At 46.9% G+C, this 14,478-nt stretch carries 13 protein-coding genes; 11 read left to right on the forward strand and 2 right to left on the reverse strand.

Annotation, left to right across the window (positions count from 1 at the left end):
* The first annotated feature begins 1,161 nt into the window (after positions 1 to 1,161).
* Entirely contained in the window at positions 1,162 to 1,347 is a 186-nt protein-coding gene (locus AC58QD_RS14785; protein ID WP_497334471.1) for a hypothetical protein, read from the forward strand.
* A 44-nt stretch (positions 1,348 to 1,391) separates the two neighbouring features.
* Here the strand turns inward: AC58QD_RS14785 and AC58QD_RS14790 are convergent, their stop codons facing one another.
* Entirely contained in the window at positions 1,392 to 1,532 is a 141-nt protein-coding gene (locus AC58QD_RS14790; protein WP_497334473.1) for an IS3 family transposase, read from the reverse strand.
* Between the two features lie 458 nt (positions 1,533 to 1,990).
* Positions 1,991 to 2,164 carry a DUF1272 domain-containing protein gene (locus AC58QD_RS14795; protein ID WP_497334475.1) on the reverse strand — a complete coding sequence of 58 codons (174 nt, stop codon included), beginning with the start codon at positions 2,162 to 2,164 and terminating at the stop codon, positions 1,991 to 1,993.
* Between the two features lie 530 nt (positions 2,165 to 2,694).
* Between AC58QD_RS14795 and AC58QD_RS14800 the strand changes: the two genes are divergently transcribed.
* The 10 genes from AC58QD_RS14800 (at position 2,695) to AC58QD_RS14845 (ending at position 14,469) form a co-directional block, all read left to right on the forward strand.
* Positions 2,695 to 2,853, forward strand: a complete 159-nt coding sequence (locus AC58QD_RS14800) for a hypothetical protein (RefSeq protein WP_497334477.1) — start codon at positions 2,695 to 2,697, stop codon at positions 2,851 to 2,853.
* A gap of 211 nt (positions 2,854 to 3,064) precedes the next feature.
* A complete protein-coding gene (locus AC58QD_RS14805; protein WP_497334479.1) occupies positions 3,065 to 3,358 on the forward strand; it encodes a hypothetical protein in 294 nt (97 codons plus the stop codon).
* 208 nt (positions 3,359 to 3,566) lie between these two features.
* The gene (locus tag AC58QD_RS14810; RefSeq protein WP_497334481.1) at positions 3,567 to 4,841 is read left to right on the forward strand and encodes a hypothetical protein; all 1,275 of its coding nucleotides are present in this window, start codon (positions 3,567 to 3,569) and stop codon (positions 4,839 to 4,841) included.
* 36 nt (positions 4,842 to 4,877) lie between these two features.
* A complete protein-coding gene (dgoD, locus tag AC58QD_RS14815) occupies positions 4,878 to 6,041 on the forward strand; it encodes a galactonate dehydratase (protein WP_497334483.1) in 1,164 nt (387 codons plus the stop codon).
* Between the two features lie 35 nt (positions 6,042 to 6,076).
* Positions 6,077 to 7,411, forward strand: a complete 1,335-nt coding sequence (locus tag AC58QD_RS14820) for a neutral/alkaline non-lysosomal ceramidase N-terminal domain-containing protein (protein WP_497334485.1) — start codon at positions 6,077 to 6,079, stop codon at positions 7,409 to 7,411.
* 27 nt (positions 7,412 to 7,438) lie between these two features.
* The gene (locus AC58QD_RS14825; protein ID WP_497334487.1) at positions 7,439 to 8,434 is read left to right on the forward strand and encodes a Gfo/Idh/MocA family protein; all 996 of its coding nucleotides are present in this window, start codon (positions 7,439 to 7,441) and stop codon (positions 8,432 to 8,434) included.
* A gap of 45 nt (positions 8,435 to 8,479) precedes the next feature.
* Positions 8,480 to 9,745, forward strand: a complete 1,266-nt coding sequence (locus tag AC58QD_RS14830; RefSeq protein ID WP_497334489.1) for a DegT/DnrJ/EryC1/StrS family aminotransferase — start codon at positions 8,480 to 8,482, stop codon at positions 9,743 to 9,745.
* Between the two features lie 46 nt (positions 9,746 to 9,791).
* A complete protein-coding gene (locus AC58QD_RS14835; RefSeq protein WP_497334491.1) occupies positions 9,792 to 11,198 on the forward strand; it encodes a neutral/alkaline non-lysosomal ceramidase N-terminal domain-containing protein in 1,407 nt (468 codons plus the stop codon).
* 29 nt (positions 11,199 to 11,227) lie between these two features.
* On the forward strand, positions 11,228 to 13,723 hold the full coding sequence (locus AC58QD_RS14840; RefSeq protein WP_497334493.1) for a hypothetical protein: 2,496 nt from the start codon (positions 11,228 to 11,230) through the stop codon (positions 13,721 to 13,723).
* On the forward strand, positions 13,720 to 14,469 hold the full coding sequence (locus AC58QD_RS14845) for an SDR family NAD(P)-dependent oxidoreductase (RefSeq protein ID WP_497334495.1): 750 nt from the start codon (positions 13,720 to 13,722) through the stop codon (positions 14,467 to 14,469). Before AC58QD_RS14840 ends, AC58QD_RS14845 begins: the two co-directional genes overlap by 4 nt.
* Positions 14,470 to 14,478: the final 9 nt, after the last annotated feature.

Raw genomic sequence — 14,478 nt, forward strand, 5'->3', positions numbered from 1 at the left:
TTAATATGTGGAAAAAACGAAAAAGAGCCTATGGGTGCATTCTCTAAGGCTCTTTCATTTACAGTGGTGCTTCCGCTTGTAAGTACTTAAGAATTGATCATTATGAAATATAAATATGTGGATGAGATTGAATTTGAATTAATTTGGGATTTGTCTCCCAAGTTCTAAAAAGATCAGTGTATTAATAAAGAATGGGTGACAAATAAAGAGAGGGCTATGCTGGGTATGAGTGGTGGAGTCGGTTTTAGGTGCTGAACTGGGATGGCGACAATATTCTAACCAGTTGATGAATCTTGCTAAATGAGGTACAGTGGATTTAAGGCGCAAATGCCGACTAATATTTAGATTGTAACCCAACGAATACTTGAATTAGAATGGAAAAGTTATTATTTGGTAAAACCCCAAACCCCTTATAGCTCAAGGCATGATTAAATCGACAACATCTTGCTTTCATATTCCAGCCCCGACCAATAGCGAATTTATTGCAATGGTGGCGGACAAGCTGCGGATTGAGCATAAGGTTAGCTGAACGTAGGCGGGTTTTAGTTTTCGGACGTTGCTTACAAAATGAAAACCGATCAACTCGTTTTGAAACCGATAAACTTTTCCTATCTCACCCAATAAATCTAAATGATTTATTGGGTGTTTGTATCTGTACAGGTGGGGGAGAATATCGAATGAAAGTATCGGAACTGCAATTTTTTCTAGAAGGTTTTTTGTCATTCTGTCAGTTTAAATTTTTATTCGGTAAGACAATCAACTCGTATGAACAATCATTAAAGCTTTTCTGGCATATTTATTTAATTAACATACTCAAAGGAAGCTGGTTGATTTCTTTAGCATCTCGAAAGTGTGCGCATCCCAATCTATAGAGGTTTGGGTTATTTGTTATGTCATTCCAATATAGATTTAAGTGTAATATATAATTGATATATATATCTAATAAGTAATCAACGTTACAATTAGTTTAGACAATGGAAAGTCAGTTACATATCGGATATGCTTACATGTAAATTAATGGGCGCAGTTTTTCCAGTTCTCGGATGGATCGGATCTTTAGTTTGTGATGTAGTTGTGATGGTAACATGCAATAAGGTTCCAATATCTCCTGATCCATTATTTGATTTTTGCTATAGCTGACTTCAAAAGGGGGGGATTGCGATGAAGCTTAACCCAAGGTTTAGAAATGGTTGGGAAACAGCGGGTGTAACATGGACTTTTGGTTTGCTTCTAGGCTACTTTATTGGAGGCCACAAAGAGCTTTTGTTTGGCTTACCTATTAGCATCGCGCTCTTAGTTCTTGGCATAATTAAAGAGAGAAACAAAAAACAAAAGCCAGGGGTATAAACATAAAGTGATCTTACTCCTGTCAAGTAGACAATTAAAAAAAGCTAGGCCGCTAGCGAGTGCCGATACTCAATCGGTGCGCGCTGTTTGAGTATAGATTGAAACCGTTGGTATTTGTAATAGTAAATGTATTCTTCAATGGCTTGTTGAATTTCTAATTCTGACTTACACTGTTGAAGATACAACTTCTTTGTTAGTATGTGATGTTACTTTTCGGCTCGTTTGTGATTACAAACCCATTACCCCAACCTGTGATCCCCTTTTCGGTTTTTGTATTGAATAGAGAGTAGGTGAACCATTGAGCAAAAATTGGTTGCGAATGAACCATTGGTTTAATGCGGGAGTTGCTATCTCGTTTGGATCGCTGTTTGCTTATTTTTTGGATAGAGATTCCACACTCATTTATGCTCTACCTGCTGGCATTGTTGCATTGCTAATCGGATTGTATAAATATAACAAAAAGCAAAAGCCAGGGGCATAAACGAGGCCGCTGAAAAACTTACCTTTTCTAATTTAGACTTATCAGTATATGAAAAAACGACACTTAACCCCATTTTAAACTATTGGCTCTTTTATCCGATATTTTTAACGAATTCAATCATCATTCAGTACTTTAATTCTAAAGGTGATGGCTAGGGTGATTTTATAGCTTTCTTGGTCGTCTAACAAGTTCTCCACCACAGTTAGGACATATATTTTTCATTTCTTCTGTACAAGGTTCACAGAAAGTACACTCAAGAACACATATATAAGCAAACGACTCCTTTGAGAGCGGGGAATTACAACGTTCACATTCATTTCTCATTTCTAACGCCATTTATGAAAACCTCCCTTTATTATTACAGATAAACATTATTAAACATTGAGTAAATCAATTTTTAAAAGGATATATATTGTAAAATGCTTGCAGGAGGATTCAACAGCGTGGTAAAACATTCTAAACTGCAAAAAGCACTGATGTACATATTAATAATTTTGCTTTTCAGTATAGGTCTTTGGGGAATAAGGGAAGAAACAAGAAGCGATGTTTGGAACAGCTTTCCTTACTATATGACAATAATTCCTAGTATCTCAACTGGTATCGGGTTAGTTTGCCACATAGTATATAGAGCTAACACATTCTTCAAAGCCTTGCTAATAAGTTGGCTAGGGAGTACTTTGACATTCATACTGTTAGTCATTCTTGGGTTATTGCATTACAACAGCTCAAGGGATTACTCGACATTTGCTTTGTATTGGGTTATTTCAAGCTTTATTTTGTTTTCAATAATTGTCTTTGTTCAATTGTTCGGAAAAAAGAGTAATTCATTTAAAGAATGATTTTCATAAGTCCAAGGAGTGGCTGGAATGAAGAGCGGGATAAAGGTAATGTTGCTTGGAATATTGTGTGTGGTAGTGGCGCTTTACTTAGATGCTTCCGGTATTGTTGGACATGATTACGAAATTGTTCTTGTACTAGCTGGTGTAGTTTTAGCGGATGTGTGGTTCTTGAAAAAGAATAAATAAAATCGCTGATTTCAAATAAGGATTGGATGATTTATCAAATGTATAAAAAGCACAAACGATAACTCCCATGAAAGTCTCTTAGTGCTTCTTATAAACCGACACATTCTCCCTTGTTTCCTGAAAAAAACATACCATGACTCCCCCAAACTTCGACAGATATTACAACTGTAATGTTGTACGATCTAGTTACTACTTCTAGGGGGTGCAGCTTTTGGTTAATAAAAGCATTCGAACAAAAGCATTATGGTTCATTGATCAGGAAATGGAGCGCGTTCTAGGGGATTTGGAAAGTGGGGTCATCAATAAAGATCAAGCAATAGGCAGTTTAAACACTTTGTTTATTATTTCCTCTGGCATTGAAGATGGCGGGTGGATGCGAACCATCTGTACGGTCATAGGGTACATTCGTAAAACCAATTATTTCTACCAAGTGCGAAAGTTATATTTAAGCAACTACTTTGATGAGACATTGAGCTCCCCTTCGGATCAGAAGGGAATCAATTAATAGATTCCACCAGCCGCCTATTCGGGTTTCCGGGTTAGGCGGCTTTTTTTTGTCAATGGCTGCTTTCTAACTTAATTAAAAATTGTGGTGTTTTTTAACTTATTACAACAATAGAAGACATATAAAAATACACCTCTTTTCAGTAAACTCAAGTTAAAGAGCAGCGTAATTGAATAAACGGCTACTTTGCCAAAGGAGGAGCACGAACATGACCATGAGCAAATCTTTGAAAGAACTCGGTGTCTACCCTATTATGGTGGGCGGTTGTCTGCACGGTCATCATGAAGAATACGAGAACCGCCCAGATGGCGGGCTGGAATCCATGAAGGAGAGCCATTGCACATTAACCAACTTTGTGTTGCCTTCCGATTTGCAGCAATGCCGCGAGTTGGGCCTTAAGGCCATTGTGATGCAAGCCACGCAATCATGGCACAAAACACGCGAAATCTCCGATTATTTTTCTCAAGAAGAACTTGACCGAAGAGCTAAAGAACTCGTTGAGGCTTGCCGTCCTTATAAGGATACGGTGTTGGCTTACTACATCTTTGATGAACCTTCTGTCCGTCAGTTTGACTATATCAAAAGCATTATTCATGCTATTCGCCAATACGACACGGAAACTTCGTGCTTTGTCAACCTATATCCTTCTCACGCCAAGCTTACCCAACTCGGCGTAGACGAGCACGCGAAGGATCCTTTTGGTGAGTATTTGCAGCGATTTTATGATGTTGTTCAGCCTAATGATTTTATCCGCTATGACAATTTTACGATATCCCATGTTCACGGCGACGGGTCGGACCACGACATAGAGAAGCTGCAATGTTACTATTCCGATCTTTTACAAGTACGCGATTTTGCCTTATCCAAAGGCTTGCAAGCTTGGAACACAGTCTGCTGCTGCCAAATAAGGCCTCATGCCACTATCCCTACTCCAGCTAATTTAGCGTTTCAGGCTCACACGACATTGGCTGCTGGATTTAAAGGCATAGGGTGGTACAGCTACTATAAGTCGGCAAGGCCTAATGCTGAAGGACGATATTTATACGAATATGCACCTTTTGACATTTTGGCAGGCCATCAACGAACCGCTACATTCTATTACTTGCAGGAAGTTAACCGACAGGTGCGTATTTACGGTGATCGCTTGCTGACTATGACCTCAACAGGTGTTTATTTCCGCAACACGCACAATTTTAGTATCGACGCTATGAATATGGGCGAAGGCACTATAGTCAAAGATGTCATTTCGGACGAAAACTTCCCGGCCATGATAGGCGAATTCAGAGATGAGCATGAGGATAGCTGGTTTATGCTTGTTAATCTAGATATGCAGCGTACAATGAAAATCCGTCTTCATCTGCAAGATGGCTATACAGGCTTGGAACATGTTTCGCTAGGCACCGGCAACTTATTGCCTGCTGATTCGGAATCGCCCATTCATATTCCTCCGGGTTCGGGTTATCTCTACAAAGCTCTCAGATAGATTAGGGGTACATAAAAATGCGTTGCGGAGGATCCGATGAAAATCACAGCCATTAAATCAATTGTGGTCAATGCCAAAATGAGGAACTGGGTCTTTGTCAAAGTGGAGACAGACGAAGGAATCATCGGTTGGGGAGAGGCGTCGCTGGAGTGGAAAACACGAGGCGTTATAGGCTGCATCGAAGATATGAAGCCATTCATAATCGGTCTCGATCCGACGAACATCGAGCATTTGTATCAGGTGATGACGCGCCATCCTTTTTTTCGCTCCGGTGTAGTCGGGATGAGCGCCGTCAGTGGGATCGAGATGGCTTGCTGGGACATATACGGCAAAGCGCTCGGCCTTCCGGTATATAAACTGTTGGGTGGAAAAGTGCGGAACAAAATCCGGATGTACGACCATCTGGGCGGAGGCGAGATGGACAGCTTATACAATTCGATGGGTGATGCCGAGGCGATGGCGGAAAAAGCCCGCATTTCGGTTGAGGCTGGCTACAGCGCAATCAAAGTGCTTGTCGTCCCCCGCACGCAGCCGCTTGAGGGACGCGCCGTGTTAAGACATACCGCTTCCCTGATGGAAGCGATCCGATTGGCCGCCGGAGACGATATCGACATTATGGTCGACTTTCACGGGCGTACGACGCCAGACATGGCAATCCAATACGCGAAGGTATTAGAGCCGTATCGTCCGTTCTTCATTGAGGAACCATGTTTGCCTGAAAATGTGCTAGGAATGGTCAAAGTGGCGCAAATGACCGATATCCCAATCGCAACTGGAGAACGGCTCTCTACGCGGTTTCAGTTCCGGGAACTTCTCGAGAAAGGCGCCTGTGCGGTGATTCAGCCAGACCTGTGCCATTGCGGCGGATTATGGGAGGCTCGCAAAATCGCCTCGATGGCGGAGACGTATTATGTTGGGGTCGCGCCCCACAATCCGCTCGGTCCTATCGCAACTGCAGCCTCCATACAGTTTGCTGCTTGTACACCGAACTTCCTCATCCAGGAGTCTTTGCGCAGTGATGTCCCTTGGCGTAACGAAGTTGTGAATGATCCTATCCTTGTACAGGACGGATATGTTGTGCCAAGCGAGCGTCCTGGTCTCGGGGTCGAAGTGAACGAAAAGGAAGCCGCGAAATATCCGTTCCAGCAGGAAAACCTGGCGCGTTATTGGCACGAAGACGGCTCAGTGGCGGATTGGTAAAGATTGGATAGCTGGTTTTATAGGGGAGGGAATGTATGAAATTTTGTGTGATTAAACAAGACATAACTCCGGATAAACCGGTTTTTCTGGCAGGTTTTTGGGGAAGGGACCACAAAAGCGAAGGCGTTCATGATCCGATTTATATGAAAGCGGCCCTGCTTCAGGCGAACAAAACTTTGCTGATGCTGACATTTGATGTGACCGGCGGAGACAGGAGTTTTGTCACCGGCGTCAAGGATGCGCTTTATGAACAATTCGGGCTGGCGGAAGATGAAATCTTAATTAACTTTTCCCACACCCATTGTTCTGTCTATTTGACCGGGGAGAACACCGACCCCCATATGCGAAGAGGCGTTTATAGCATCGGACAGGATCGGGTACCCGGTGTGGACGAAGTATTGGATTTTACAGAGGACGTTATATTGTACCGACAATTAAAGGAACTAGTCATTCGAAGCGTAGAGTACTGCTTTGCTCATTTGCAAGAAGGCCGTCTGCTGTTGGGATACGGAACTTCCGAGGCGGCGGTCAGCAGAAGATTACAAACCGAAGACGGGGTGAAATTCCAGCCCAACTTTCAGGCCGAAATCGATAAAGATTTGTTTGTATTGAAGCTAGTCGATTCGCAAGACCGTGTGAATGGGGTCCTGTTCAGTCTGGGGTGCCACCCCTCTTGTATGGGAGGATATTTGATAAGCGCAGATTTCGTTGGACTTGCCTGTCAGTTCGTGGAAGATCAGTATCCTGGTGTTACCGCGATGTTCTTACAGGGATTCGGGGCTGACATTAAAGCTGCAAAAGGGGTGGCTGAAGGCCGGTTCAAATCCTGCAAGAGTGAAGAATTGAGGGAAATCGGGAACAGCTTTGGTGAAGAAGTCGCCGCTATTCTGGAGAAGGAACGATTCGTTCAGGTTGATTGCGTTTTTCGCACTTGCCTCACGGATATTAAGCTGTATACGGAATTGACGGAGATTCCCGAGATTGAAGCCATCTTAAGCGACGAATCCAAATCGGCGAATAGGAAGGTGGCGGCAGGCAAGCTCTTGAAAGCGATTCAGGAAAGACGGGATAAGTGGACCATGCAGCATTACATCCAGAGCTGGCACCTCGATGCTGGGACCACTCTGATCGCCATGGAAGGGGAAATAGCGAGCGAGTATGCTCTGAAGATTAAAGCGCTGCTCAAGGATAAAAAAGTGATCACGCTTGGCTACAGCAACGGCGTTTCCACTTATGTTCCGACTCGAAGCATGCTGCAGGAAGGCGGGTATGAAACGGAAGCCGTCATCTTGCATGGATTCAGAGGGCCGTTCATTCCTGAAACGGAGGATACGATTCTTGGAGCGGTCGCCAGGATGGAGCTCATATAAAATATCATAAGAGAGAGGTCTACAATCATGAAATTTGCCATTGTCGGTTGCCAGCATTATCATATCAAATCTTTCATCGAAGAAATGTTAAAGGAAGGGCACCAGTTCGCCGGCATATACGATCAAAGTGATTACAGTGTGCCGCAGCAGTATGCGGCCTCATATGGGGTGCCGCTGTTCCGTTCCATGGATGAGCTCCTTGAACAAGGAGTCGAAATCATTGGCAGCGCTGGACCGAACCTCGGCAAAATCGACGTGATCGAATGGGCTGAGAAACATGGCATACACGTCATGACAGATAAACCGGTCGTCATCGACGAGAACGGATTGAACCGTCTCCGGCAGGTGATCGATCGGAATCAGATCAAGATCGGGATGATGCTGACTGCGCGTTTTGCGCCGGCTCAATATACGCTTAAGGGTATGATCGACGAAGGGCTGCTCGGGGAAATCGAGGATTTCACCTTCTTGAAGCCGCATAAACTGCATCCAGCTACAAGACCCGCATGGTTTTTCGACAAAGCATCGAACGGCGGTCTGATCATCGACCTGATGATCCACGATGTCGATATGCTGTGGTGGTTCACGGGCAAGAACATCATCGGCCACAATGCCATGCTGGTCAAAAACCGGTTCCCGGAGTATCCGAGTTTGTATGAAAATGCCGTTGTCAACGTGCTGTTGGAGGAGCATATCACCGCAACGATGAAATCGGACTGGCTGATGCCTGAAGCATTCGAATCTTGGGGGGACGGCCGTATATTTGTATCCGGCACCAAGGGAAGAGCCGAAATCCGCACGTCAGGGGATCCGCTCGGTCAACCGGGACCGTTCGTAGCCTTTACTGATCATCATAACAAGACGACACGGTGGGAAATCAAGAAGCCGCCTGCGACGTTAGCGGAGGATTTCTTGAATCAAATCGCAGGCAAACCGCATCGATTGACTGCCGAGGACGTATACCGCGCGAATTCGGCTGTTTTGAAGATCGACAGGGCGAGCACGAAGCTTTCTACTTTATAAATGATCAACTCATCATTCTTAATAACTTCTTAGGAGGAACTTATAATGGAGAAACTAGCGATTGAAGGCGGAAAACCGGTCAGGAGCAAACCATTGCCTCCGCCTTTTAGAGGCTCGATGCTAATCGGAACGGAGGAAACGGATGCGGTTTCCAAGGTGCTTGCAGCCCAATCACCATTCCGTTACTACGGCCCGGATATGCAGTATGCGGTGAAAACGTTGGAGGATATGATTGCACGAGATTTGAACATTCCATTTGTGCTGGGTGTCACTTCTTGTACGGCCGGTTTAGTTGTTGCGATGAAGGCGCTCGGTATCGGCTACGGTGACAAAGTAATCGTACCAGCCAACACGTTTGTTGCGACAGCAGGAGCCGTCGTTAGCAGCAACGCTGTGCCCGTATACGTAGACATGGACGAATCGCTCAATCTGGATCCGGACGATCTGGAACGGGTTTACGACGATGAAGTCAAAGCGATAATTGTCGTGCATATCAATGGGAGTGCATGCGACATGGATCAAATAATGGCGTTCTCCAAAAAGCACAACATATATGTGATCGAGGACGTGGCGCAATCCCAAGGCTGTACGTACAAAGGGCGTATATGCGGTACGATTGGCGACATCGGGGTGTTCAGTTTCCAGATGAATAAAATGTTGACGGCCGGCGAAGGCGGGGCGGTTGTTACCTCGAATCCAGAGCTGTTCGAGCGTGCCGCACGTTATCACGACCAAGGCGTCTTCCGGGACAAAGACCGCTACCAGATCGAACCAAAGTACATCATGTCCGGACAAAACTACCGGATGAGCGAGTTGACCGGTGCAGTCATGATTGAACAGTGGAAGAAGCTCGATACCGTCATCGGGACTATGAAAAAGCACCACCGGAAAATTCGCGCCTCCATTGCGGCTGAGCTGCCGGAGGTGAAGTTCCGTGCTGCGGCCGACGATGACGGCGATACCGGGTGCGTTCTTGGAATCGTTCATCCTACACTCGAACGGGCCCGTGAATACGCCAATGCTATGAAAGCGGAGAATGTCTCTACCCATTCGATGTACGACGGCGTGCCCGTGTATATGATCCCTTGTTTCTTCGAGCAGCGAACGGCCGAGAAGGACAACTTTCCCTACAATTATCCGTTTAAGAATCCGGTCGTCTATACGAAAGACATGTGTCCGAATTGCGATGACCTGTTAGGGCGAATCACAATCACCTTGATCAGTCCAATACTCACAGATGAAGAAGCGGATGAGATCGCGGTAGCGGCTGTGAAGGTGTTAAAGACATTGCATGCCAAAGCTCACGGCTGAGCAGCAAAGAGATAAAACGTCCTTCCTGTATGAAAGGAGCTCGCAAATGCTGATAGCCGGAGTTGCCAGAGCGGTAATCAACCCGCCCTTAACATTGCCGCACGCGGGCTGGGGCGCACAAAGCCATATATATCCCGAAGGGTTCGAGGCGGATTTATGGGTAACGGCTCTTGTTCTGTCTAACAGCGGACAAACAGCTGTTCTCCTTGATCTTGACTTGTGCCGCCTGCTGCCGGAGCAGGTCGAGGGCATTCGAACCCATGCGGCTGTGGCTGCAGGAGTAGAGCCCCAACACGTAACGGTTGCCGTAACGCATACGCATGCCGGGCCTTTGACTACCCGGGATTACGATCCTAAAGAAAAACCAGTGCGCACCCAATACATGCAATACATCCAGGAGCAGACCATAGAAGCTGTTTTGAGGGCAAAGGACGCGCAGGAACCGGTTGCCGTCACTGCTGGGTATGGGGCGTGCCGAATCGGAAAAAATCGCAGACAGCTGCTGCAAGACGGAAGGACGATCACAGGCTGCAACGAAAGCGGAAACTCGGATCCAACGGTTAGCGTGCTAGGGTTTAACCGCGATAACGGTGAGACGGTCGCCAGTATAGTTCAATATGCTTGTCACCCGACCATGCTAGGGTACATGAATACGTTGATCAGCCCCGATTACCCGGGCGTGACGAAAAGAATCGTGGAACATTTGGCTGGAGGGACCTGCTTGTTCTTACAAGGCGCGGCAGGCGACATCGGGCCTGGACCCGAAGGGTTTAAGGACAATTATGCGGCTATGAAGCGGATTGGGACTGAGTTGGGCTGCGAGGCGGCAAAGATTTTACTGCAGGCTAAGGCCGAGGAAATGGCCTTCCATTTTGATCAGGTCATAGAATCGGGGGCCAGCCTTGGTGTTTGGTCCGGCAGCAGGAAGGCGAAGCAAGAGGAATCACCTTTCCAAGTGTGGTCCGGAGTCATCCGCTTGCCGCTTCAGGAGCAGCTGCCAGTACCGGAAGCGGAAAGCCGTTATTCCGAGTGCAGGCTGAAGCTTGAACGTTTGCAACAGCAGGGGGGCGACAGCGAAGCTATTCGTTATGCAGGATACAAAGCCAAACGAGCAAGTCTGGCTTTGGAGCGGTCCAAACAATTTTACGGAAAACTCGAAACGAACATTGAAGTGCATGTTACTCGCCTAGGTGAAGCCGTTATTGTCGGAGTACCGTTGGAACCATTTTTTGAAATCGGCCAAAAAATTCGGGAAAAGTCACCGTATGCATACACACTGTTCGGCGGGTATACAAACGGTTGGTTCGGTTATTTGCCAACCAGCCAGGCATTCTCCGAAGGCGGCTACGAAGTAGAAACATCGCCATTCTCGCCGAAGGCGGCCGATCGGTTAATAGAAGGTGTCGTCCGGATTTTAGTTGAGATGAAGGCAGGCATTCTTATAGATGAATAGAGCAGGCAGGGTTGTCAGGGAGGGATAACATGGCTAAGAACATTTGGAAGATTAGACCGATGCTGATTGACAGGGCTTCTGAGAACGAATGGTCGAGGCGTTATTATCAGATGTTGCTGCAGTGGGTTCCTTATGCGGACATGCATTTTAGCGAATGGAATGGTAGGCCGGATTGCGGTTACTTTTTTAGCGGTTCTTATGCTTATGGGACGGACACCTCATATACGGCAGCCATCTTTGCTGCTCTTTCCAAAATAGGCGACTACGATCCGGAAGCGACAGGGCTCCCGCGAGGTAAATTGGCGGAAAAAGCGATAAAAGGGATCCGCTATCTTGGCTTCACACATGAAACGGGTCCTGTTGATTGCGTAAGAGTGGAGGGGAAAAACCCTTTCTACAGCGGGAAAAAATGGGGCCGGAACGACGAAGATTTTTTCCGCGCTACCCAGACCGGTCGCAGCATAGCTGCATTCGCATTAGCCGCCCGTTTCTTGTGGGATGATTTGGATGATGAGACGAAAGAGCTGGTACAATCTGTAACGTCTTCATATGCGGACCGTTGGTGTGCCGAAATCCCTAAGAGCGGTACATATAATGATACACAAGAGGAAGAAAACGCTTGGACGGCCATGGGGATCAGCGCTGCGATGGATATGTTCCCCGAGCATCCGAACCATGAACGATGGAAGCAAGGCTTTGTGCGTTGGTCTGCCAATTCCGTAACGACTTTTAGGGACTGCTTCATCCAGGGGCCGACCCTAAGCGCACAAACAAAGCGAACGCAGGAAGTTCCTCTCCCCCCTATGAGGACCATTACTCTGCATGCGGACTATTCTACGGAGAATCACGGCTTTGTTCATCCCGTCTATTTGATAGCCGGAATCAGTCTGCGGTCGATGCACGTCGTATCTGCGCTGGCAGGAGGCTGTGATATTTTGTCAAGCGCCCTTCACAATAACGAAGCAATCTATGATCGCGTTATAAAAGTATGCACGCAAAGGGACGGATTTGTTGTTCCGATCCAGGGCCAGGACTGGTTTTACAACGTACAGCATGAAGCTCTGCTCGCAAATGCGGTTTTGAATGTAGTGCATGAAAATCGCGATGCCGCATTGAACGAACGAAGCGCTTTGGAGCAGGTGGAAAAGCTCCAGAGAAGCAATCGCAACGGCTGTTTTTTGGAGGAAAACGGATCGGAGTATGTACTTAACGCCATGCAGACCGTCGCGGATTTCGAAAGACTGACCGGCTACAATTTGCTGCTCAGTTATTTGCTGCATGCCTTCGGAGGGCCGGGAGCAGAACCAAGCGATCCTAGTGAAATGCTCCATCGTTTATCGGGCGTTTATCATTATCCTTACGGAAGTTTCATTTTACATCGAACGGACAGCCACATAAGCAGCTTTAGCTGGCGCAATCATGTGATGGCGATAACGCTCCCTGAGAAGGGGATATGGAGCTTCACTCCGCTTTATACGAATTATACGGGCATCGTAAAGCCCGCAGATGATAACGTTCCGTACATGCGCGACACGGAGCGGTGCAATATCCAACCCGCATCGGACGGGTTCGCGGCCGTGGGATCCGCGGCAAGAGTCGGCCGGAAATTGATGCAGGATATCGCTTTTGTTTCGTTGCCCGATGGACGGAGTGTTTATGTGGAACAGTTCAGGGCTATACAATCCTGTCTAGCCGAGGACATACAAACCGGAATGATCGGCATCCGCAATGAGCGTTATACCGCCCTGCCTGATGTGGCTCCCGGCCATTGGACGCTTTATTTTCCAGAGGGATCCGATCGTTTCGAAGGATTTTACGGCGGAGCTCCGAATGTGATCCAAACATACACGGCACAGCCCTATTTGAACGTAAACAATGAGATGGGGTATTTGTTGTTCGGTTCTCAAGGAATGAAGGTTGTCAATCAACATGAATATCCGAAGTGGAAAGGCCTTGAAGATATTCTCATCTTAAATGATAGTGGCCGCGTGGAGTTCCAACAGAATGATCAGCTGCCGCCATTCATCGTAGTATCCATACCTAATCAGACAGTCGAGGAGACAGTCCGTTCCGCCCGATCAACCACTCTTTTGTGCTGTACTACGGAGAGGCTCGTTGTGTTGGAAACGGAGGACTGTTTAGTCTACGCTCAATTCAACGATACGAATCAAACCGTACAAGCAAGCAAGACGCTTGACGGTTTCTCAACAGGCACAAGGATTACGCTGTATCCGGGAAATAATCGAATGGACAACAATCGGTTCACATGGTCCGGGATGCTGCCGGCTTTTCAAAGCGGTTATTGGATCGGGGAGCATCAGGCCGAGCTGTCATTCACGGAAGGAGTTTGCCTGGACTTCAGCGTGTTGGCCGATCGAATCATCGTTGTCAATTCCTCCGCCATTCCGGTGGAATTTTCATTGCATAATAAGAAGAACGGCTGCTTGAATAAATTCGAGCTAGCCGAGGCATCTCACATTGTCATTCCGGTCCATTATGGGGAAGGTTCAGGTGACCAGAGTTGAGGCTAAAAGGTAAAGTAGCTGTCATTACAGGAGGTACTTCTGGAATTGGACGGGAGAGCTGTTATTTGTTCGCGCGAGAAGGCGCAACCGTCGTGGTAGCTGGAATCGATGCGGCACAAGGAGATGCGGTTGCCGCTGACATCGTGGAAGAAGGCGGGGAAGCGATTTTTATTCAAACCGACGTCACGCAAGAGGACCAGGTCATCCGGCTTGTAAGGGAGACCAAGCAGCGCTATGGAAAAATCGATGTCTTATTCAATAATGCGACATGGTATAACGTCCTACCGGCAACCGAGATGCCACTTGCGGATTGGCGAAAGACAATAGATACGAGCTTGACAGGGCCTTTTCTATGCTGCAAATATGCGATCAAGGAAATGATGCAGGACGGAGGAGGCTCCATTATCAATACGTCTTCCGTTGGCGGAACCGTAGCGTTTGTCGCTCATCCGGCGTATAACGCAGCTAAAGGCGGTTTGGATATGTTGACCAAAAACCTGGCTCTGGATTACGGCAAATATCAAATTCGGGTTAATTGTATCAGCCCCGGCATCATAGAAACTCCATTGTCCGAGAGTAGCCTTCGCGATCCTGAAAAGGTTGAAAAACTGCTGTCCCGGTGTTTTACCGGTAGAATCGGTAAGCCGGAAGACGTCGCCAACGCGGCGTTGTTTCTTGCATCAGACCAATCGTCCTTTATTACAGGAACGAACCTGTACGTCGATAACGGCTGGACGGCCAGATAACTCAAAGGG

The organism is Paenibacillus sp. J2R1T-4, assembly GCF_059692235.1.

Excerpts from the sequence above, each read along its gene's own strand:
- AC58QD_RS14785 (WP_497334471.1), top strand. The coding sequence starts at position 1,162 with ATGAAGCTTAACCCAAGGTTTAGAAATGGTTGGGAAACAGCGGGTGTA.
- AC58QD_RS14795 (WP_497334475.1), bottom strand. The coding sequence starts at position 2,164 with ATGGCGTTAGAAATGAGAAATGAATGTGAACGTTGTAATTCCCCGCTC.
- AC58QD_RS14800 (WP_497334477.1), top strand. The coding sequence starts at position 2,695 with ATGAAGAGCGGGATAAAGGTAATGTTGCTTGGAATATTGTGTGTGGTA.
- AC58QD_RS14810 (WP_497334481.1), top strand. The coding sequence starts at position 3,567 with ATGACCATGAGCAAATCTTTGAAAGAACTCGGTGTCTACCCTATTATG.
- dgoD (WP_497334483.1), top strand. The coding sequence starts at position 4,878 with ATGAAAATCACAGCCATTAAATCAATTGTGGTCAATGCCAAAATGAGG.
- AC58QD_RS14820 (WP_497334485.1), top strand. The coding sequence starts at position 6,077 with ATGAAATTTTGTGTGATTAAACAAGACATAACTCCGGATAAACCGGTT.
- AC58QD_RS14825 (WP_497334487.1), top strand. The coding sequence starts at position 7,439 with ATGAAATTTGCCATTGTCGGTTGCCAGCATTATCATATCAAATCTTTC.
- AC58QD_RS14830 (WP_497334489.1), top strand. The coding sequence starts at position 8,480 with ATGGAGAAACTAGCGATTGAAGGCGGAAAACCGGTCAGGAGCAAACCA.
- AC58QD_RS14835 (WP_497334491.1), top strand. The coding sequence starts at position 9,792 with ATGCTGATAGCCGGAGTTGCCAGAGCGGTAATCAACCCGCCCTTAACA.
- AC58QD_RS14840 (WP_497334493.1), top strand. The coding sequence starts at position 11,228 with ATGGCTAAGAACATTTGGAAGATTAGACCGATGCTGATTGACAGGGCT.